The organism is Martinezella lusitana, assembly GCF_900094565.1.
Classification (GTDB): Bacteria; Pseudomonadota; Alphaproteobacteria; order Rhizobiales; family Rhizobiaceae; genus Rhizobium; species Rhizobium lusitanum.
In genome coordinates this window covers 1-17,159 of sequence record NZ_FMAF01000008.1, presented here as the reverse complement: position 1 = coordinate 17,159, position 17,159 = coordinate 1, and the positions used below count along the sequence as shown (strand labels likewise).

The window sequence follows — 17,159 nt, the reverse complement described above, 5'->3', positions numbered from 1 at the left end:
CCAAATGAACATGATGACGGAAGCCGCGGGCGAAAGAGCATTAGCCAAGAAGATGATGACGATCCCCTACAAGATGATCGGCCAGGACGTCTCGGTCTTTTACGGCGACAAGCGCGCGCTCTTCGATGTCAACCTGAACATTCGCGCCAATACGGTCACGGCACTGATCGGTCCTTCCGGCTGCGGCAAGTCCACTTTCCTGCGTTGCCTCAACCGAATGAACGACACGATCGAGACCTGCCGCATCACCGGCAAGATCACGCTCGACGATCAGGATGTTTATGACAACAGCATCGATGTCGTGGAGCTGCGCGCGCGTGTCGGCATGGTCTTCCAGAAGCCCAACCCGTTTCCGAAGTCGATCTACGAGAACGTCGCCTACGGACCACGCATCCATGGCCTGCACAGCTCGAAAGCCGATCTCGAGCATATCGTCGAGACCAGCCTGCAGAAAGCCGGTCTCTGGGGCGAGGTCAAGGATCGGCTCTATGATGCCGGCACGAGCCTGTCCGGCGGCCAACAGCAGCGTCTGTGCATCGCTCGCGCGGTCGCAGTCAGTCCAGAGGTCATCCTGATGGACGAGCCATGTTCGGCGCTCGACCCCATCGCAACCGCAAAGGTCGAGGATCTGATCCATGAGCTGCGGGAAAACTTCACCATCGTCATCGTGACGCATTCCATGCAGCAGGCAGCCCGCGTTTCGCAACGCACCGCAATGTTTCATCTCGGCCATCTGGTTGAGGAGAACGATACCGATAAAATGTTCACCAATCCCGACGATTTCCGCACGCAGGATTACATCATGGGCCGTTTTGGTTGATGATGCCGTGCGCGCGGCTCCTTTCACACAGTTCACCTTGAGGATAGAAAAATGGTCTCCACTCACATTCTCTCTGCCTATGACGAAGACCTGAAGTTCCTGACGCGCCGCATTGCGGAAATGGGCGGTCTGGCCGAGCAAATGGTCAGCGACAGCGTTCGCGCACTGGTCCAAAGCGATACCAGTCTTGCGCAGAAGGTCATTTCCGACGACGTCATTCTCGATCATGCGGAACGGGAAGTCGGCGACAAGGCGATCGTCACCATCGCCCGCCGGCAGCCGATGGCCGCCGACCTGCGCGAGATCATGGGCTCGATCCGCATCGCTTCCGATCTGGAGCGTGTCGGCGACCTCGGCAAGAACACCGCCAAGCGCGTCATCGCCGTGCAGGGCACAGGCGTTCCGCGGCGGCTTGCCCGCGGCATCGAGCATCTCTCCGAACTGGCGCTCAGCCAGCTCAAGGAAGTGCTTGACGTCTATGCCACCCGTTCGCCGGACAAGGCTGTGTCGATCCGAGAGCGCGACGAGGAAATCGACGCGATGTACACCTCGCTCTTCCGCGAGATGCTGACCTACATGATGGAAGATCCGCGCAATATCACCACCTGCACGCATCTTCTCTTCTGCGCCAAGAACATCGAGCGCATCGGCGACCATGCCACCAACATCGCCGAGACGATCTATTACATGGCGACCGGCGCCCAGCCAGAAGGCGAGCGCCCGAAGGATGATACCGCCAACACCGTTGGCGCGGTGACGGAATAATCTGGAAGCGAAGAAAAGGAGACCAGAGGCGCATGGTTCCGAGAGTTGCTGTTGTAGAAGACGAGGAAGCGCTCAGCGTTCTGCTGCGCTACAATCTCGAGGCTGAGGGCTTCGAGGTCGATACGATCCTCAGAGGCGATGAAGCCGAATTGCGTCTCCAGGAGCGCATCCCCGATCTTCTGATCCTTGACTGGATGCTCCCCGGTGTATCCGGCATCGAGCTCTGCCGCCGGCTGCGTATGCGGCCGGAGACGGAGCGCCTGCCGATCATCATGCTGACGGCCCGCGGCGAGGAAAGCGAGCGCGTGCGCGGTCTTTCCACCGGCGCGGACGATTACGTCGTCAAGCCGTTCTCGACGCCGGAGCTGATGGCCCGCGTCAAGGCGATGCTGCGGCGCGCCCGCCCGGAGGTTCTCTCCACGGTACTGCGTTGCGGCGATATCGAGCTGGATCGCGAGACCCATCGCGTTCACCGCAAGAGCCGCGAAGTGCGGCTGGGACCGACGGAATTCCGCCTGCTGGAGTTCCTGATGTCCTCGCCGGGCCGGGTCTTCTCGCGTTCGCAGCTGCTCGACGGCGTATGGGGACACGATATCTATGTCGACGAACGTACCGTCGACGTGCATGTCGGCCGCCTGCGCAAGGCGCTCAATTTCTCCAATATGCAGGATGTCATCCGCACCGTTCGCGGTGCGGGTTACTCCATGGAAGCTTGAGCGGGTACGCCCGTTCAGGCATCGACATAGCGGCGGAAACAGAAAACGGGCCTTTCGGCCCGTTTCGTTTATCTTATTCTGGAGCGGTTACGCGTTTCACCGACTCGCGTGACCGCTCTATACTATTGTTTTTACGCAATTCCGGACGGAAAACCGCTACGCACTTTTCCTGGAATTGCTCTATGGGGCATCTCAGCCGCGCGGTTGAGCTGGCCGACGCCGTTCATGCACCGGCTGGTAGGCCAGGCGCTGATGGTAGCCGCAATAGGGCGATGCATCCGGGCTCTCGTTGCCGCAGAAGTGGAAATCGTCCTTCAGCGGGTCGCCGACTGGCCATTTGCAGGTGCGTTCCGTCAGCTCGGTCAGGACGAGGCGCCGAGAGATCGGAACGACGACGTTGGCAGCCGGACGATATTGGATCTCGTTGACCGCATCGACCTCAATCTCTTCCTTGAGCATGGTCGCGCCCTGCTGGCGGGTAACCGTGCGGGTTGCGACGCGCGATGTATAATTCGATGCGCGGGGCGCCGAGGCGCCGCGCTTCGGCGTTCGGGCAGCGGTCGCCGTGCCGCCCGCCTTCGCTCGGCCCGGCAGGCTCAAGCGGTGCACCTTGCCGATGACGGCGTTACGGCTGACACCGCCCAGCTGCGCCGCGATCTGGCTGGCGCTCAACCCTTCGGACCATAGCTTTTTAAGCTTCTCGACGCGTTCGTCTGTCCAATTCATGCCCTGTCTCCGCTGTCGCGTTTCCGATGGCAGAATCCTTCACCATTGCCCCGCATAGGATCGAGGCGCGAAACGCTCTAAAATTGTGGTGACTAGTTCCGCCGCATGCAGTCTAGCAATTGGTTTTTAACCTAGTGTGAGGCTGACTCCGTGACAAGAGTCGCGGGAATCTTGAGGAATCGATTTCGAGGTTTTCCCCAACTTGCTGTCCTGGCGTGGCATTTATGCAATATGATCCGGCCAACGCATCCCGTTCGGCCTCGGCCGCTCTCTCGCACCTGCTAAATCGCCAGTTTTGTTGACATCGCGGTGCAAAACATCAATAGTGCCCACGCCGCCGCAAGGCGGCATTTTTAATTTTTTCGGACCCGTTTCATGGAAAGGAAGCGATTGGTCCTTAGGGTTGTGATCGAGGAGATACGCCATGGCCGAGACAGCGGCGCTTTATGACACCTATATGCGCGCTCCGCTGCGGTTCGAGCGAGGCGAGGGCGTCTGGTTGATCACGGAAAATGGCGAACGCTACCTCGATTTCGCGGCCGGTGTGGCAGTCAATTCGCTCGGTCATGCGCATCCCCATCTCGTGGCCGAGCTGAAGGCGCAGGCTGACAAGGTATGGCACCTGTCCAACCTCTACGAAGTGCCCGGTCAGGAGAAGCTGTCGAAGCGGCTGACGGAAGCCACATTCGCTGACAAGGTGTTCTTTACCAATTCGGGCGCCGAAGCGCTGGAATGCGCCATCAAGACGGCGCGGCGCTATCAGTTTGCCAACGGGCATCCCGAGAAGTTCCATATCATCACCTTCGAAGGTGCCTTCCACGGTCGTACCATCGCGACGATCGCTGCCGGTGGCCAGGAAAAGTATATCGAAGGCTTCGGCCCGAAGGCCCCCGGCTTCGACCAGGTGGCTTTCGGCGATCTTGATGCGGTTCGTGCCGCAATCACTGATGCGACGGCTGCGATCCTGATCGAGCCGGTGCAGGGCGAGGGCGGTATCCGCCCGGCGACCAACGAATTCCTGCGCGGTCTCCGCGATATCTGCGACGAGCACGGTCTGCTCCTGGTGCTCGATGAAGTACAGTGCGGCGTCGGCCGCACGGGCAAGCTTTTCGCCCATGAATGGGCCGGCATCAAGCCCGATATCATGGCGGTGGCCAAGGGTATCGGCGGTGGTTTCCCGCTCGGCGCATGCCTTGCAACGGCAGAGGCAGCCTCCGGCATGAAGGCCGGCACGCACGGGTCGACCTATGGCGGCAATCCGCTTGCCATGGCGGTCGGCAATGCGGTGCTCGATATCGTGCTGGCCGATGGCTTCCTGGAGCATGTGCGTGATATGGCGCTGGTCTTCCGCCAGGGCCTTGCCTCGCTCAAGGATCGCTTCCCGGATATCATCGAGGACATCCGCGGCGAAGGTCTCATGCTCGGCATCAAGGCAGCCATCCCGCAAGCGGATCTGCTGCAGGCGATCCGCGCCGAGCATCTGCTGGGTGTTCCGGCCGGCAACAATGTCGTTCGCCTGCTGCCGCCGCTGGTCGTGACCGCCGAGGAAGCGCGCGAAGGTCTTGCTCGCATCGAGCGTGCGGCCGAGCGTGTACGCGCCGCCCGCGTCAAGAAATCGGCCTAAGTTCGACGCCCGCAGTCGGGGCGTTCTTGCCCTATGCGGGCGTTATTGTTTTTTCTGGAGTACAGGTGAGGACATGGCTTCTCCGAAACACTTTCTCGATCTCTCGGCTGTAGCGGCCGCCGATCTGCGCCACATCATCGATGACGCGATCGTGCGAAAAAGGGCGTTGAAGGCGGGTACCGCCGATAAGCCGCTTGCCGGCAAGATGCTGGCGATGATCTTCGAGAAGCCTTCCACCCGGACCCGCGTCTCCTTCGACGTCGGCATGCGCCAGCTCGGTGGCGAGACACTTTTCCTGTCCGGAACCGAAATGCAGCTCGGCCGCGCCGAGACGATCGGCGATACGGCGAAGGTGCTGTCGCGCTATGTCGATGCGATCATGATCCGCACGACCGATCATTCGCGCCTGTTGGAACTGGCGGAGCATGCGACCGTTCCGGTCATCAACGCGCTGACCGACGATACGCATCCCTGCCAGATCATGGCCGACATCATGACCTTCGAGGAGCATCGCGGCCCGGTCAAGGGCAAGACTATTGCCTGGACGGGCGACGGCAACAACGTGCTGCATTCGTTGATCGAAGGCGCTGCGCGGTTCGGCTATCGCATGAACATGGCGGTACCTCTTGGTTCCGAGCCCAAGGATCACTATTTGAACTGGGCCCGCAACCAGGGCGCCGAAATCATGCTCTCGCATGATGCCGACCGTGCGGTCGCCGGTGTCGATTGCGTGGTAACCGATACCTGGGTTTCCATGAATCAGGAACACCGGGCCCGCGGTCACAACGTCTTCCAGCCCTATCAGGTCAACGCGGCTTTGATGGCACAGGCCGGCAAGGACGCGTTGTTCATGCATTGCCTGCCCGCCCATCGCGGGGAGGAAGTGACTGATGAAGTGATCGATGGTCCGCAATCCGTTGTTTTCGATGAGGCGGAAAACCGCCTGCATGCGCAAAAGTCGATTCTTGCTTGGTGCCTGGGCGCAATCTGAGGATATGAAACCGCGTCTGAGGGCGCGGGCGCAGTAGGAGTAGAGCAATGGCCGAAAATGCAGCCTCGCTGGGTCAGTTTGATTTTGCCGGTGACGATCACGTGGTTCCCTTCCAGGTGGAAGGGCTCGATGTGCGCGGTCGTGCCGTGCAGCTTGGTTCGTTGCTGGACGCAATTCTTGCCCGGCACAACTATCCGACCCCGGTCGCCCGGCTTTTGGCCGAGGCCATCGTCCTGACCGTCCTGCTCGGAACCTCGCTGAAGTTCGAGGGCAAGTTCACCGTGCAGACCAAGAGCGACGGTCCCGTCGACCTCCTGGTTGCCGATTTCTCGACGCCGGAAAATGTCCGCGCCTACGCTCGTTTCGATGAAGAGGCTCTGGCAAAGGCGATCGCCGCCGGTGAAACCGAGCCGGAACAGCTGCTCGGCAAGGGCGTGCTCGCCTTCACTATCGATCAGGGTCGCTACAGCCAACCCTATCAAGGCATCGTCGCTCTCGACGGCGCCTCGCTCGAGGAGATTGCCGGCACTTATTTCCGCCAGTCGGAGCAGATACCGACTCGGGTTCGCCTGGGCGCCGCAGAACTTTTCGATCGTGACGAGAACGGCAAGCCGCGGCATCGCTGGCGGGCGGGCGGCCTGATCGCGCAGTTCCTGCCGGAAGCGCCGGAGCGCATGCGCCAGCCGGATCTCCATGGCGGCGATGGCGATAGCGGCATGCGTGATCATGTCGAGGACGATGCCTGGGCGGAAGCACGCAGCCTGGTGGAGACCATCGATGCGGATGAATTGACGGATCCGCTTGTCGGCACCGAGCGCCTGCTGTTCCGCCTCTTTCATGAGCGCGGCGTGCGCGTCTACGAACCCAAGGCGGTTTTCGACCGCTGTTCCTGTTCGCGCGACAAGCTGAAGGGCGTGTTGCAGGGGTTCTCGGCCGAGGAGATCGAGGCCAGCCAGGAGAACGGCGAAATCGCCGTCACCTGCGAATTCTGCTCGACCACGTACCGCTTCGAGGCAGCCGAGATAAATGTGACCTGATCGGGCTCAGTTCAGCGTGCGCATCAGGTTGGGCGTATCGAGGGAGAAGGCGGGGATCTTGACATGGAAAAGTTCCCCGTCATCCGTCTCCATCTGGTAGTGGCCGAACATCATTCCCGAGGGTGTGTCCAGCGGGCATCCTGAGGAATATTCATAGGTGTCGCCAGGCCGCAGATGCGGCTGTTCGCCGACGACGCCGGGGCCGGTCACTTCGTCGACTATTCCGTTCATGTCGGTGATATGCCAATAGCGCGTCACCAGCCGAACGGAAACTTTCGAGTGGTTGGAGATGACGATGCGATACCCCCAGACATAGCGATCGTCATCCGGATCGGATTGCTCCTCCAGATAAAACGGCTCCACGACCACTTCTATGTCGCGTGTTAGGGCGCGATACATGCCTGATACCTTACCACTGCGCTGGAGCATCAAGCGTCGGACAAACGCTGGAAAAGCCTCAGTATCTTTAAGTCTGCGGCATATTATCCGCTTTCCACCGTCCCGCAAAATGCAGGATCTCTAGCGGTATCCTACAAGCAACCTATTCCGTCAAGGAACGGATCGGTGAAAACCCGTGTGATCGGCCGGAGCATCCCGGTTTTTAGCTATTACGGCTAATATCGAAGGTTAATAGGCCGCAGCCAAAAGTATCACAGGCCGCTTCTCTTTCACTGTTATCCCGCATACTGCTGCCCGAATACCCTCCATGGGCGGAAACGCTTACGGAAATTGCAGGTTGACTTGAGACTCGATTGTCATGTCCGCCACGCCTCAATCCAAATCTCTAGATCATATAATTCCCAAACCGGTCTTGTGTTCCCCGAGAAGCGCTTCTCTGCGATTTCCCGGCGAGGGGATTTCGGCTATCATCTGATTCTGGCATGGCCCGTGCCTCCCCCCTCCATCCGGGAAAGTATACTTCATGCGGGGCTGTCGATCATCAAACCGACTGTTTGAGCGCCGGGCATAAGGAGGGGTTGCGGTCATTGCTCGCAATAGGAGGTTTACAATGAGGCTTTCCGCCCCTGTTTATCATTTGAAGCGCAAGGCGCGGCTGCTGTCGCGTCAACAGAATATTCCTTTGCATGCCGCGCTGGATCGCGTAGCGGCCCGCGAAGGATTTCAAGGCTGGAGCTTGCTTGCGGCCAAGACGCAAGCGGCCGTACCCGCCGACGATTTGTTCTCGCTCTTGAGTCCGGGCGATCTGGTGCTGGTCGGCGCGCGGCCCGGCCAGGGCAAGACATTGATGAGCCTCAAGCTCGCCGTCGGAGCCATGAAGGCTGGCAATCGCAGCGCCTTCTTCACGCTGGAGGATACGGAGAAGGTCGTCCTGGATCGCTTTCGGATCATCGGCGTGGATCAGGCCGAGTTCAGGGAACTGTTCGAGCTCGACAGTTCCGATGCCATAAGTGCCGATTACATCACGCGCAAATTGGCCTCAGTGCCGCGCGGCACATTGGCGGTGGTCGACTATCTGCAGATACTCGATCAGAAGCGGGAGAAGCCAGAATTGATGACCCAGGTCCGGGCATTGAAGGCCTTCGCGCGCGACAAGGGCGTGATCGTCGTGTTCATCTCGCAAATCGACCGTTCATACGATCCGGCGCTGAAGCCATTGCCCGATCTCGATGACGTTCGTCTGCCGAACCCGCTGGATCTCGCGCTTTTCGACAAGCTGTTCTTCTTGCATGCCGGCAAGGTTCAATACAAGGCGGCGAGCTGACGCTGGCCGTCTGCTTGCATCATGGCCTGCTCAGGGCAGGTCGGGCCGCCCGGAAAATCTCCGGGCGGCTTGTCGATTGATATCAGGCGGAGACCTGTTCCAGAGCGCGGGCGAAATCCTCGACCAGATCCTCGCTGTCTTCGATACCGGCGGAGAAGCGCACGGTGCCCGGCGAAATGCCGAGTTCGGCGCGCGCCTCGTCGGTGAGGTTCTTGTGCGTCGTGGTGGCCGGATGAGTGATCAGGCTCTTGCTGTCGCCGAGATTGTTGGAAATCCGCACGATTTCCAGTGCGTTCTGCAGCTTGAAGGCCGCTTCCTTGCCGCCCTTCAGCTCGAAGGCCACCAGCGTCGAGCCGCCGGTCATCTGCTTTGCGATGATATCGGCCTGCGGGTGATCCTTGCGGCCGGGATAGATCACGCGGGCGACCTTGCCGGGGTGCCCGGCAAGGAAATCGGCCACCTTGGCGGCATTCGCCGTCTGCTGCGCGACGCGCAGCGGCAGTGTCTCGATGCCCTTCAGCAGCGTCCAGGCGGTGAACGGCGACATGGCCGGGCCGGTGTGGCGGAAATAATCCTGCAGGTTCTCGTCGATCCACTGCTTGTCGGAAAGGATGACGCCGCCGAGCGAGCGGCCCTGGCCGTCGATATGCTTGGTGGCGGAGTAGACGACGATATGGGCGCCGAGCTCCAGCGGCTTCTGGAAGAGCGGGGTGGCGAAGACGTTGTCGACCACGACCTTGGCGCCGATCTGGTTGGCGAGTTTGGCGACGGCGGCAATGTCGACCACTTCCAATGTCGGATTGGTCGGGCTTTCCAGGAAGAAGACCTTGGTCGTGGGACGGATGGCCTTTTCCCAGTTTTCGACGAAACGTCCGTCGACCAGCGTGCATTCGATGCCGTATTTCGGCGCCAGCGTTTCGACGACCCAGCGGCAGGAGCCGAAGAGCGCGCGAGCGGCAACGATATGGTCGCCGGCCTTCAACTGGCAGAGAATGGCGGCGGTGACGGCGGCCATGCCCGAGGCCGTGGCGCGGGCATCTTCCGCGCCTTCCAGCGCGCACATGCGCTTTTCGAACATGTCGTTGGTCGGGCTGCCGTAGCGGGCGTAGATGAACCCATCCGTCTCGCCCTTGAAGCGTGCTTCCGCCGCTTCCGAGGTGTCGTAGACGAAGCCCTGGGTCAGATAGATTGCTTCGGATGTTTCGCCGAATTGCGAACGGAGCGTTCCGCTGTGAACGAGCTGGGTTGCGGGGCGCCAAGTCTTGCTCATGCCATCACCACTTTCAAAACAAAAAAACCGGCCGCAATTGCAGACCGGTTTCAACCCGGTCTTTTTAGCCACTTATTTAACGTGGCTGCAAGCCGACCGGCCAAATCACCACGGGATAAGTTGCAATACTGCCGTTGATCGCTTGCGTCAATTCCCTGAGTTTGGTTTTGTCTGCGACAAATTACTGTGCCTGGCGCCCGTAGGCTGCGCAAAGGATCACGGTAACACTTGGAATTTGCACATGACCCTTCAGATCGCGCTATGGTTTGCAGGATTGTGTGCCGGGGATGAGGCATGATGGCTCGCAATACTGGAATTCTAGCCGATCGCGCCATTGCGGCGCTTTTTGACGCGGGGCGGCTGACGAGCGAACGGGAACTGGACGCCGATCAGATCCAGCCGGCGAGCCTCGATCTTCGGCTCAGCGCGCATGCTTTCCGCGTCCGCGCCAGCTTCATGCCCGGCCCGTCGCATCTCGTCGCCGACAAGCTCGACCGGTTGAAGCTGCATGTCATCGATCTCTCCGAAGGCGCTGTGCTGGAAACCGGCTGCGTCTATATCGTGCCGCTGATGGAGCGCCTCGATCTGCCGGCTGACATGTCTGCGTCGGCCAATCCGAAAAGTTCGACCGGCCGCCTCGATATCTTCACCCGCGTCATCACCGACCGGGCGCAAGAGTTCGATAAGATCCCGGCCGGCTATTCCGGCCCGCTCTATCTGGAAATCAGCCCGCGCACCTTCCCGATCGTCGTGCGCCGCGGCTCGCGCCTGTCGCAGATCCGTTTTCGCGTCGGCCAGGCCGTGCTCACCGAGCCGGAACTGCTGGCCCTGCACGAGACCGAAACGCTGGTGGCCAGCAAGAAGCCGAACATCACCGGCGGCGGCATCGCGCTGTCGATCGATCTTGCCGGCGACAAGGAGGGCCTGATCGGCTATCGCGGCAAGCATCACACCGCCGTTGTCGATGTCGACAAGAAGGCCCAGCACGATATCTTCGATTTCTGGGAGCCGCTCTATAGCCGCGGTCGCACCGAACTGATCCTCGACCCGGACGAATTCTATATTCTCGTCTCTCGCGAAGCCGTGCATGTTCCGCCGCATTATGCCGCCGAGATGACGCCCTTCGATCCGCTGGTCGGCGAATTCCGCGTCCACTATGCCGGCTTCTTCGATCCGGGCTTCGGCCACGCGCCGTCCGGCGGCCGCGGCAGCCGCGCCGTGCTCGAAGTGCGCAGCCACGAGGTGCCTTTCATCCTTGAGGACGGCCAGATCGTCGGGCGCCTGATCTACGAACACATGCTGGAACAGCCGAGCAGCCTCTATGGCTCCGGCCTCGGCTCGAACTATCAGGCGCAGGGCCTGAAGCTGTCGAAGCACTTTCGGCTCTGAGGGGCTAGCGACTGGCCTTGACAGAGACCGCCAACTGTTGGACATCTCAGGGTGTCAGGCGGGTGTAGCTCAATGGTAGAGCAGCAGCTTCCCAAGCTGAATACGAGGGTTCGATTCCCTTCACCCGCTCCAGCCTGCTCCGCAAGGCTTTCCGCGATTTTCTAAGCCCGAGATTTCGAAGAGTTTTACAGGTGGTTTTACAGGAACGGTTCGTCTTTTGTGCTGTGAACTTCGGCGGTGGGCGGAGTTTTGCAAATATTCACATGTCTGATTTGCGGGATGAAAGAGGGCATTTCACAGCATGGATTATCGGAAAAACAGGAGGCAGTCGTTGAAAGTGGCAAAATTACCACTAATGGTGTGCCTATAGACACTAGCGCAACCGTATATGTCCTGTTAAGGTGATTTTAATGCGTCGGAACCATATTGACTTTGGCGAATTTTGGTGTAGACGCGCCGCGCCCTCTTAAAAAGGGCTTAATCGGCACATATATAGGTTTAACGATGGTTCGGCGATTTTGCTGAACTCTAATGACCAGGAGGTCGGCATGATAGCGAGCGATAACAAATTCCTTTCGCTCCTCTTCGAGGAGGGAAGGGTTCTTGATAACCTGAAGTTCTTCCCAGGCCCGGATTGTGCGTCGGCCGAACAGCTTTTTGAAGCCGGTAGTGCGGCTATTCAAGCAGCGTTGGCGGGCGAGTCTGGGGACGATATCCCATCTGATGGACGCGAGGTTGTGTCTATTGTGGATTACGCACGCAGCTTCTAAAAAAAACTGCTTATATTGAAATAGAATCCGGGCTATAAAGCCCGGATTTTTTTTGCGGAGTCGTAAGTGTCAATTAATAAGTTGATTCGCCATTTCGAAGCTTTGGGACGTATTCCCGTTTCAATGACTGAAGTAATTGATGAGTTTCGAAGGTCAATCCTTGACGCTGGACTGCGCGTAAAGGGCGTAGATCTACCTGCGAACGTCCTTCGAGGCACTCATTACCGTTACCATCACGGGCCATCATCTGACGAGTCTGCAATTCTGCCAGGCCCGATAGCTATGGTCATCTATAGTGTTCAGCAACCTCTTGGTTGGCAGCGCCTTGTTTGCTGTAAGGAACTTATCCATGTTCTGGATTCCCCGGCGGTACGCACAAATAAGAAGTCTGAAGTCATACAACTTGGCGATAAGCTAACGGATAAAACCCGTCATTTTAAGGGGACTGCTGACCTTCAGTGGTTTTTTGATGACCTCGCCATATACCAAGCGCTCGCGATGCTTTTCCCTTTCAGCCTTCGAGAAGAAATCATGGGCGCCTATGTCGCTGGCAAGGTGACCGACGAGATGCTAGCTGAAGCAGCCCAGATACCTGTAGAATATGTTCGAACCGTAATGAGCGACGGATGGAAGCTACTGCGCGAGTCAATTCTTCTATCGGATTAGGATTAGCACTTTGCTGCCTATGATTTCTGACGAGCCTCGTTGAGCTGTCGAATCATTTCCTTCGTCGCGGAGTTTCGGCCCACGTAGCGGCGAATGATCTTCTCAACGGTTTCCTCCTCCCATGCCATGATTTCGGCAATGACGCGGATGGACAGGCCGGCGATATAGAACTTCGTCGCGGCGGTTCCTCGCAGGTCGTGGAAGTGCAAGTCACGTTCCAGCATGTTCGTTTTGTCCTTGGCTCGCCAGAACATGGTGTTGAAGCCGTCTTGCTTCCAAGGCTTCTTTTTGGTGCTGGTAAGAACGACCGGCGAGCGCTTCGGGATGCGGTCCAGAATTTCATTCAGGGCGTCGTAGCGCGGAATGATCGCTTGGCGCTTGTTCTTGCTCTTGCCGGTGGAAGTGATAATCGCATCAGCGCCGACATGCGACCATGACAGCTTGAGCAAATCACCGATGCGCAGGCCGGTATGTGCGGCAAGGTCGATGACCCATTTCACTTCGTCGGAGCATTCGGCCTTCACCTGGGCAATGTCGGCGTCCGTCCAGATGATTTCCGAACGGTCTGAACTGTAGAGATGTTTGATGCCCTCGGCGGGATTGGAGCTAAGCTTGCCCATCGGGTCCACGCCATGGGATAGGATGCGGGATAGAACCTGCATACCGGTATCGGCGGAGCGTGGCGTATCGCTGTATTGGCCTCGCCATTGGCGAATGCGGGGCCGGATTTTGTCAGTGCGGTTGAATTGCGCGATGCTCAAATCGCCGAAGTGCGCGGATATCCGATCAATCCACGGCGTCCAGACGCGCTTTGTGGAATCGGCGAGCTTTTTGAATTCAGTCGCCTTATAGTGTGTGACGATGGACCGGAACCGCCCGCTTTCCGGCTCGGCGCGGCTGGCAATGGCCTCGTTATAGGAGGCCATGAATGCCGTCGTTCCCGGTTCCCCGTCGAGCCGTGGGCCACCACGCCAAGCGTAATAATAGGTATTGCCCTTGGCCTTTACGGTGTGGATACCCTTTAGCTCAACTGTAACCATGCTTCCTATCAAACTCTGCTAATTCGCGGTCTAGCTCATCGCCGTCTTCTTGTGCCGGCGGCGTAAAATGCCACCTAAACGTGCCGTCTGGCAATGTGTCGAGTGCGGTCGGCGTCATGCCGTTACGTTTCAGGGCTTCAAGCGTAGCGTTCACGTCTCGGATGCGCAGGGTAGGGCGGCGGGTTTTCTTCTTTAGCGAGGTGCTGATTGCGGTCATGCGGGATCGCCTTCCGGTGCAAGGCTGTAGGCGGCATCACGGCGGCGCTCGTATCTGCTTATCTTCACGCGACACCCACGAACTTGACGAAGCGTGTGCTATCTCCTTCGACTACGAATTGCCAAGGCGTAGAGGCTTCGGACCACCACCAGATTTCAATGTCGCCGCAGGTGTCCGCTTCGATCTCTGCATTTGTGATCAGATCCGGAACGCTGTGGGCGATGGTGTCAAACTCAGAACGGAGTGCAAAGCAGTTCGCATAGTCGGGATAGTCGCGATCAATCTCCCAACCGCCATCTTCGCGGACATCGAGCGTGAAGCTTCCGAAGTGGCGATGTTCGCAGAATTGGACGATATCGCCAGCGCGCAGTTCGCGAACCAGATGCGGTTCAACGTCATCGTCATTCGCCGGCCTAAGTATCCAACGGTCTCCGTCGCGGAAAATGAACGCATCGGGCAGGTCTAGCGGCGGCGGCACGCACTCATCCAGCCAGTCGGCGGGCAGGTAGTGAAGGTCGTCGGGGAGGGGTAGCGAGGCGCGGGACATCAGCGATTTCCTTTCAAGATGCGGACGGTTTCAACGAAGCCGGGGCGCTGTCGGCGAGCTTTCTGCTCGGCTTGCAGGGCGTTTGCGGCAGTGGTGATGACGGTGGCACCGTCACGGAAGCGGACACGGAACAGCGGAGCTTTCCGGGTCCTAGGTTGGTCGGCCTCGGGCGACTTCATGGTTGTTGCGTCTCGTTGACTTGGTTCTTGGGCAAGAAAAATCGGCATGCGATAGCGGTTGCCGGAACGGTCTTTCGCGCCTTGTTGAGAATTGGCCGGTTGCAATGTGCGTCTTTGCGCTCGCCGGGGTGCTGCTTATGCCGCATGCTGAAACTGCCCGGCTCGACGGCGACAAGCTGGCTTTCGCCATCGATCTTCGCGCGCTTCCATGCGTGCCAAAATGCGCATTGTCCGCAAGTCGCGTCTAATGGCCCTGTCCCCGCGATGTGGGCTTGGCCTATGTGCGTGGCAGCTATCGCGGCGTGCGTTCCGTCGTTCTTGAGCCTTGGTGAAACCTCTATCCTGACCATGCATCGCCTCAATCAAAGGGGAGCGTGAGTGCCACCACGGCGATGGCCATGGTGGCGGTAATGAGACCGATTGCAGTGCAGAGCGCGCGCACTTCCCTTTCGAGCCGGGGTAGGCTCGCGGGCGTCTCTGTCATCGGGGAAATGCGGAACATGATGTGGTCTCCGTTCATCCGTTCGGGAAACCGGCCCGAAGGCCGGAAACCGGAGTGGATGCCAGATCAGGCGGCGCGCGCGGTTTCTGCTGCGCGCAGCATTTCAGCCGCCTTCGGGGCGTGCTTCGCGATTTCGTCTTTGGTGAAGCCTTCAGCCTTCAAGTCGGCTTCGGTCATGCCGCCGCGTTCGCGCGCCAGTTCGGCCATTTCTTGCGGAACGTTGCGGATGCGAATCGGATTGTAGGCGCTTGCTGTCTGCATGATGTTCTTTCCTGCGTTTGCTCTAAGGACTATGCGCATGGGCGATAGTCTCCTTGCTGGGGCGGTGAATTCACCGGACGAGCAAAAGGCTATGCGGATTTCTTTCCGCAGTCAAGAAAGATGCGTAATTTTTTACGCAATTGGATTAGGCATGAAAAAACCCCGCACGATTTGGCGGGGCGAATCAGCTTGGTCTTTTGGTGACGGTCGAAACTACACGCCAAATATCTCGTTAAGCGTCAGCACCTTGTGGATGCTAACGATTGAGTCCTTTGCAATTTCGATCTCCGCAGCCGGATTATGCTTCTTTATTGTGATGTTCTCGCCGTTGCGTTTCGAATAGATTCCGATGGTGGCTTCTGTCGATCCGTTTTGGCTTGTTTGACACTGCACAATCACCGCGTCGCCAAATCGTGCGGGCTTGTCGGGATGGACGTAGATTAGGTCGCCGGGAAAATATTGCGGCTCCATCGATGAGCCTTCAACATAGAGGGAATAGATATTTCGGGCATTCATTAGGGCTGGCGGTCGCCTTACATAGTCAACGGGGTCTGTAGAAATCTGAAACGCGCCACGCAAATGAGAACCGGCCGCAGTGCCCATGACCGGCACATCGTTCGGCATTTCATAGCGATGCGGTACTTCGGGCTTACTGGCATTGTGGTTGGCTAGTGATGCTGGTTCGTTGTCGCTGCCTGATAGCAGCCATTGTTCGCTGACCTCAAGAGCATGCGCTAGTTTGAAGAGTGTTTTCCCGTTGGGGATCTGCTCTCGGTTGCCTAAAAGCTTCCTTACCGCTTCGCGCGACAATCCTGCTTTCAGCGAGGCCGCTGAAGGATTTAGCTTCAGAGCTTCAAGTCGCTCTTGAATGCGGTCATGAATAGTTTTTGCCATGTGCGGAATTCTATCCGCAGAGGTGATTTCTGTCATGCGTAATAAATTAGGTTGACTTTGCGGAATCAGTTCCGCATTTTTGGCAACCATGACGCTGCGCGAACAACTCATAACGGTCTCCGATGTCTACGCCCACGCCCGCAAGGTCGGTCGTCAGCGCGTGTCCACGATTGTCTTGAATAGAGGCTCAACGCTCGATCGCATCGCTCAAGGCCAAAGCGACATAACGACGGGCACGTTTGAGGCAGCTATGGTTTGGTTCTCGGTCAACTGGCCGGACGGAACGCCATGGCCGAATGAAGTGCCTCGCCCCCTTCCGATTTCGGAGGCCGCAGAATGACCGGCCTCTTGCACCTATTGCGCGGCCAATCCTCCCGGCCTGCTGCACCCCGCGCCGTGGCGCTCTCTTGTCTGTCGCCCGGCGCGGGGAAATCTCGTTTTGCATGTGGGCCTCCGTAGCTTCGTAACGCCCTGAATTTCTCATCTTCGATCATTTCCCACTACGGGAAAAACACCGGGCTTTTCCCGGTGCGGGAAAGGCATTGTCTCATGATTCAAACTGCATGGTTTCATCGCATCAAGGCAGCACAGCGCGATCTCATCCGGCTTGTCGGCGGCATCGAGCGAGCTGCGGAAATCTCCTCGATCTCGAAAAGTCACATCGGGCGCATGAACAATGCGACGGACCCGGAAATGATGCCGTTGCACGCCGTTTACGCCCTGGAATCCGAATGCGGCGTGCAGGTCGTCACCTCGGCGATGGCAGAACTGCACGGCAAGCGGCTGGTCGAGCCGGAAAGCGAGCGCGGGGCCGATCACTGCCTTATCGCCGCCTATTCCGACATGGTGCGAAAGGCGGGCGACCTGATTTCGGGCGGGGCAGTTGCGATTGCCGATCTCATGGTGACGCCAGCGGAAGCGACCAAGATGGACCGGGACGCGGCGGAACTGGAAATCGGGATTGCGGCGCTACGCAAGGCGCTCGCCAACGTGAAAGCACGCGGCGGGCAGAGGGTCGGCCT

At 58.7% G+C, this 17,159-nt stretch carries 21 protein-coding genes, 1 tRNA gene and 1 riboswitch; of the genes, 12 read left to right on the top strand and 10 right to left on the bottom strand.

What is annotated here, in order from left to right:
• Positions 1-4: 4 nt before the first annotated feature.
• Genes pstB through phoB form a run of 3 tightly spaced genes read left to right on the top strand, consistent with a single transcriptional unit; the run spans position 5 to position 2,301 of the window.
• Positions 5-820, top strand: a complete 816-nt coding sequence (pstB, locus tag GA0061101_RS17865; RefSeq protein WP_047641053.1) for a phosphate ABC transporter ATP-binding protein PstB — start codon at positions 5-7, stop codon at positions 818-820.
• Positions 821-871: 51 nt separating this feature from the next.
• Positions 872-1,585: a phosphate signaling complex protein PhoU gene (gene phoU / locus GA0061101_RS17860; protein WP_037203126.1), complete on the top strand. Its 714-nt coding sequence runs from the start codon at positions 872-874 to the stop codon at positions 1,583-1,585.
• Positions 1,586-1,617: 32 nt separating this feature from the next.
• Positions 1,618-2,301, top strand: coding sequence for a phosphate regulon transcriptional regulator PhoB (gene phoB / locus GA0061101_RS17855; protein ID WP_004128368.1), 684 nt, complete (start codon positions 1,618-1,620; stop codon positions 2,299-2,301).
• 192 nt (positions 2,302-2,493) lie between these two features.
• Here the strand turns inward: phoB and GA0061101_RS17850 are convergent, their stop codons facing one another.
• The gene (locus GA0061101_RS17850; protein WP_037203127.1) at positions 2,494-3,027 is read right to left on the bottom strand and encodes a GcrA family cell cycle regulator; all 534 of its coding nucleotides are present in this window, start codon (positions 3,025-3,027) and stop codon (positions 2,494-2,496) included.
• 424 nt (positions 3,028-3,451) lie between these two features.
• On the opposite strand from GA0061101_RS17850, the gene GA0061101_RS17845 reads away from it, so the two are divergent.
• The 3 genes from GA0061101_RS17845 (at position 3,452) to GA0061101_RS17835 (ending at position 6,679) form a co-directional block, all read left to right on the top strand.
• Positions 3,452-4,651 carry an aspartate aminotransferase family protein gene (locus tag GA0061101_RS17845; protein WP_037203129.1) on the top strand — a complete coding sequence of 400 codons (1,200 nt, stop codon included), beginning with the start codon at positions 3,452-3,454 and terminating at the stop codon, positions 4,649-4,651.
• Between the two features lie 73 nt (positions 4,652-4,724).
• Positions 4,725-5,642, top strand: coding sequence for an ornithine carbamoyltransferase (gene argF, locus GA0061101_RS17840; protein ID WP_037203131.1), 918 nt, complete (start codon positions 4,725-4,727; stop codon positions 5,640-5,642).
• Between the two features lie 47 nt (positions 5,643-5,689).
• Positions 5,690-6,679, top strand: a complete 990-nt coding sequence (locus GA0061101_RS17835) for an Hsp33 family molecular chaperone (protein WP_037203133.1) — start codon at positions 5,690-5,692, stop codon at positions 6,677-6,679.
• 6 nt (positions 6,680-6,685) lie between these two features.
• Here GA0061101_RS17835 and apaG read toward each other — a convergent pair whose 3' ends face one another.
• Positions 6,686-7,078, bottom strand: a complete 393-nt coding sequence (apaG, locus tag GA0061101_RS17830) for a Co2+/Mg2+ efflux protein ApaG (RefSeq protein WP_037203135.1) — start codon at positions 7,076-7,078, stop codon at positions 6,686-6,688.
• A 610-nt stretch (positions 7,079-7,688) separates the two neighbouring features.
• Between apaG and GA0061101_RS17825 the strand changes: the two genes are divergently transcribed.
• Entirely contained in the window at positions 7,689-8,402 is a 714-nt protein-coding gene (locus GA0061101_RS17825; RefSeq protein ID WP_037203136.1) for a DNA helicase, read from the top strand.
• An 82-nt stretch (positions 8,403-8,484) separates the two neighbouring features.
• On the opposite strand, the gene GA0061101_RS17820 is transcribed toward GA0061101_RS17825, so the two are convergent.
• Positions 8,485-9,672, bottom strand: coding sequence for an O-succinylhomoserine sulfhydrylase (locus GA0061101_RS17820; RefSeq protein ID WP_047641049.1), 1,188 nt, complete (start codon positions 9,670-9,672; stop codon positions 8,485-8,487).
• Positions 9,673-9,715: 43 nt separating this feature from the next.
• Positions 9,716-9,794, bottom strand: a riboswitch (SAM riboswitch).
• Positions 9,795-9,966: 172 nt separating this feature from the next.
• Between GA0061101_RS17820 and GA0061101_RS17815 the strand changes: the two genes are divergently transcribed.
• The 4 genes from GA0061101_RS17815 (at position 9,967) to GA0061101_RS38705 (ending at position 12,497) form a co-directional block, all read left to right on the top strand.
• Complete coding sequence (locus GA0061101_RS17815) at positions 9,967-11,061, top strand: 2'-deoxycytidine 5'-triphosphate deaminase (protein WP_037203141.1); 1,095 nt, start codon at positions 9,967-9,969, stop codon at positions 11,059-11,061.
• Positions 11,062-11,119: 58 nt separating this feature from the next.
• Positions 11,120-11,193, top strand: a tRNA-Gly gene (locus GA0061101_RS17810).
• A gap of 416 nt (positions 11,194-11,609) precedes the next feature.
• Positions 11,610-11,831 carry a hypothetical protein gene (locus GA0061101_RS17805; protein ID WP_092574388.1) on the top strand — a complete coding sequence of 74 codons (222 nt, stop codon included), beginning with the start codon at positions 11,610-11,612 and terminating at the stop codon, positions 11,829-11,831.
• A 66-nt stretch (positions 11,832-11,897) separates the two neighbouring features.
• Complete coding sequence (locus GA0061101_RS38705) at positions 11,898-12,497, top strand: hypothetical protein (protein ID WP_141694088.1); 600 nt, start codon at positions 11,898-11,900, stop codon at positions 12,495-12,497.
• Positions 12,498-12,514: 17 nt separating this feature from the next.
• On the opposite strand, the gene GA0061101_RS17795 is transcribed toward GA0061101_RS38705, so the two are convergent.
• The 7 genes from GA0061101_RS17795 to GA0061101_RS17765 all read right to left on the bottom strand — a co-directional run bounded on the left by GA0061101_RS17795 (position 12,515) and on the right by GA0061101_RS17765 (position 16,248).
• Positions 12,515-13,537 (bottom strand): tyrosine-type recombinase/integrase, encoded by a 1,023-nt coding sequence (locus tag GA0061101_RS17795; protein ID WP_092574384.1) that lies wholly within the window; start codon positions 13,535-13,537, stop codon positions 12,515-12,517.
• Positions 13,524-13,754, bottom strand: coding sequence for a hypothetical protein (locus GA0061101_RS17790; RefSeq protein WP_092574382.1), 231 nt, complete (start codon positions 13,752-13,754; stop codon positions 13,524-13,526). Before GA0061101_RS17790 ends, GA0061101_RS17795 begins: the two co-directional genes overlap by 14 nt.
• A gap of 64 nt (positions 13,755-13,818) precedes the next feature.
• On the bottom strand, positions 13,819-14,301 hold the full coding sequence (locus tag GA0061101_RS17785) for a hypothetical protein (protein WP_092574379.1): 483 nt from the start codon (positions 14,299-14,301) through the stop codon (positions 13,819-13,821).
• Positions 14,301-14,585, bottom strand: a complete 285-nt coding sequence (locus GA0061101_RS39855) for a hypothetical protein (RefSeq protein WP_208865011.1) — start codon at positions 14,583-14,585, stop codon at positions 14,301-14,303. Before GA0061101_RS39855 ends, GA0061101_RS17785 begins: the two co-directional genes overlap by 1 nt.
• Positions 14,586-14,838: 253 nt before the next feature.
• Positions 14,839-14,982, bottom strand: a complete 144-nt coding sequence (locus GA0061101_RS39440; RefSeq protein ID WP_167669570.1) for a hypothetical protein — start codon at positions 14,980-14,982, stop codon at positions 14,839-14,841.
• Between the two features lie 66 nt (positions 14,983-15,048).
• Complete coding sequence (locus GA0061101_RS17770; protein ID WP_092574373.1) at positions 15,049-15,243, bottom strand: hypothetical protein; 195 nt, start codon at positions 15,241-15,243, stop codon at positions 15,049-15,051.
• Between the two features lie 213 nt (positions 15,244-15,456).
• Positions 15,457-16,248 carry an XRE family transcriptional regulator gene (locus tag GA0061101_RS17765; protein WP_245297497.1) on the bottom strand — a complete coding sequence of 264 codons (792 nt, stop codon included), beginning with the start codon at positions 16,246-16,248 and terminating at the stop codon, positions 15,457-15,459.
• A 438-nt stretch (positions 16,249-16,686) separates the two neighbouring features.
• On the opposite strand from GA0061101_RS17765, the gene GA0061101_RS17755 reads away from it, so the two are divergent.
• Positions 16,687-17,159 (top strand): hypothetical protein (locus GA0061101_RS17755; RefSeq protein ID WP_092574371.1); only part of this gene is annotated, 473 nt, incomplete at its 3' end.

Bases quoted from the DNA above. Each gene is read 5' to 3' on its own strand.
- GA0061101_RS17765 (WP_245297497.1), bottom strand. From the start codon at position 16,248: ATGAGTTGTTCGCGCAGCGTCATGGTTGCCAAAAATGCGGAACTGATT.
- phoU (WP_037203126.1), top strand. From the start codon at position 872: ATGGTCTCCACTCACATTCTCTCTGCCTATGACGAAGACCTGAAGTTC.
- GA0061101_RS17805 (WP_092574388.1), top strand. From the start codon at position 11,610: ATGATAGCGAGCGATAACAAATTCCTTTCGCTCCTCTTCGAGGAGGGA.
- apaG (WP_037203135.1), bottom strand. From the start codon at position 7,078: ATGTATCGCGCCCTAACACGCGACATAGAAGTGGTCGTGGAGCCGTTT.
- GA0061101_RS17785 (WP_092574379.1), bottom strand. From the start codon at position 14,301: ATGTCCCGCGCCTCGCTACCCCTCCCCGACGACCTTCACTACCTGCCC.
- GA0061101_RS17835 (WP_037203133.1), top strand. From the start codon at position 5,690: ATGGCCGAAAATGCAGCCTCGCTGGGTCAGTTTGATTTTGCCGGTGAC.
- GA0061101_RS17815 (WP_037203141.1), top strand. From the start codon at position 9,967: ATGATGGCTCGCAATACTGGAATTCTAGCCGATCGCGCCATTGCGGCG.
- GA0061101_RS39440 (WP_167669570.1), bottom strand. From the start codon at position 14,982: ATGTTCCGCATTTCCCCGATGACAGAGACGCCCGCGAGCCTACCCCGG.
- GA0061101_RS17825 (WP_037203136.1), top strand. From the start codon at position 7,689: ATGAGGCTTTCCGCCCCTGTTTATCATTTGAAGCGCAAGGCGCGGCTG.
- GA0061101_RS17770 (WP_092574373.1), bottom strand. From the start codon at position 15,243: ATGCAGACAGCAAGCGCCTACAATCCGATTCGCATCCGCAACGTTCCG.
- pstB (WP_047641053.1), top strand. From the start codon at position 5: ATGAACATGATGACGGAAGCCGCGGGCGAAAGAGCATTAGCCAAGAAG.
- argF (WP_037203131.1), top strand. From the start codon at position 4,725: ATGGCTTCTCCGAAACACTTTCTCGATCTCTCGGCTGTAGCGGCCGCC.
- GA0061101_RS17850 (WP_037203127.1), bottom strand. From the start codon at position 3,027: ATGAATTGGACAGACGAACGCGTCGAGAAGCTTAAAAAGCTATGGTCC.
- GA0061101_RS17790 (WP_092574382.1), bottom strand. From the start codon at position 13,754: ATGACCGCAATCAGCACCTCGCTAAAGAAGAAAACCCGCCGCCCTACC.
- phoB (WP_004128368.1), top strand. From the start codon at position 1,618: ATGGTTCCGAGAGTTGCTGTTGTAGAAGACGAGGAAGCGCTCAGCGTT.
- GA0061101_RS17845 (WP_037203129.1), top strand. From the start codon at position 3,452: ATGGCCGAGACAGCGGCGCTTTATGACACCTATATGCGCGCTCCGCTG.
- GA0061101_RS17795 (WP_092574384.1), bottom strand. From the start codon at position 13,537: ATGGTTACAGTTGAGCTAAAGGGTATCCACACCGTAAAGGCCAAGGGC.
- GA0061101_RS17820 (WP_047641049.1), bottom strand. From the start codon at position 9,672: ATGAGCAAGACTTGGCGCCCCGCAACCCAGCTCGTTCACAGCGGAACG.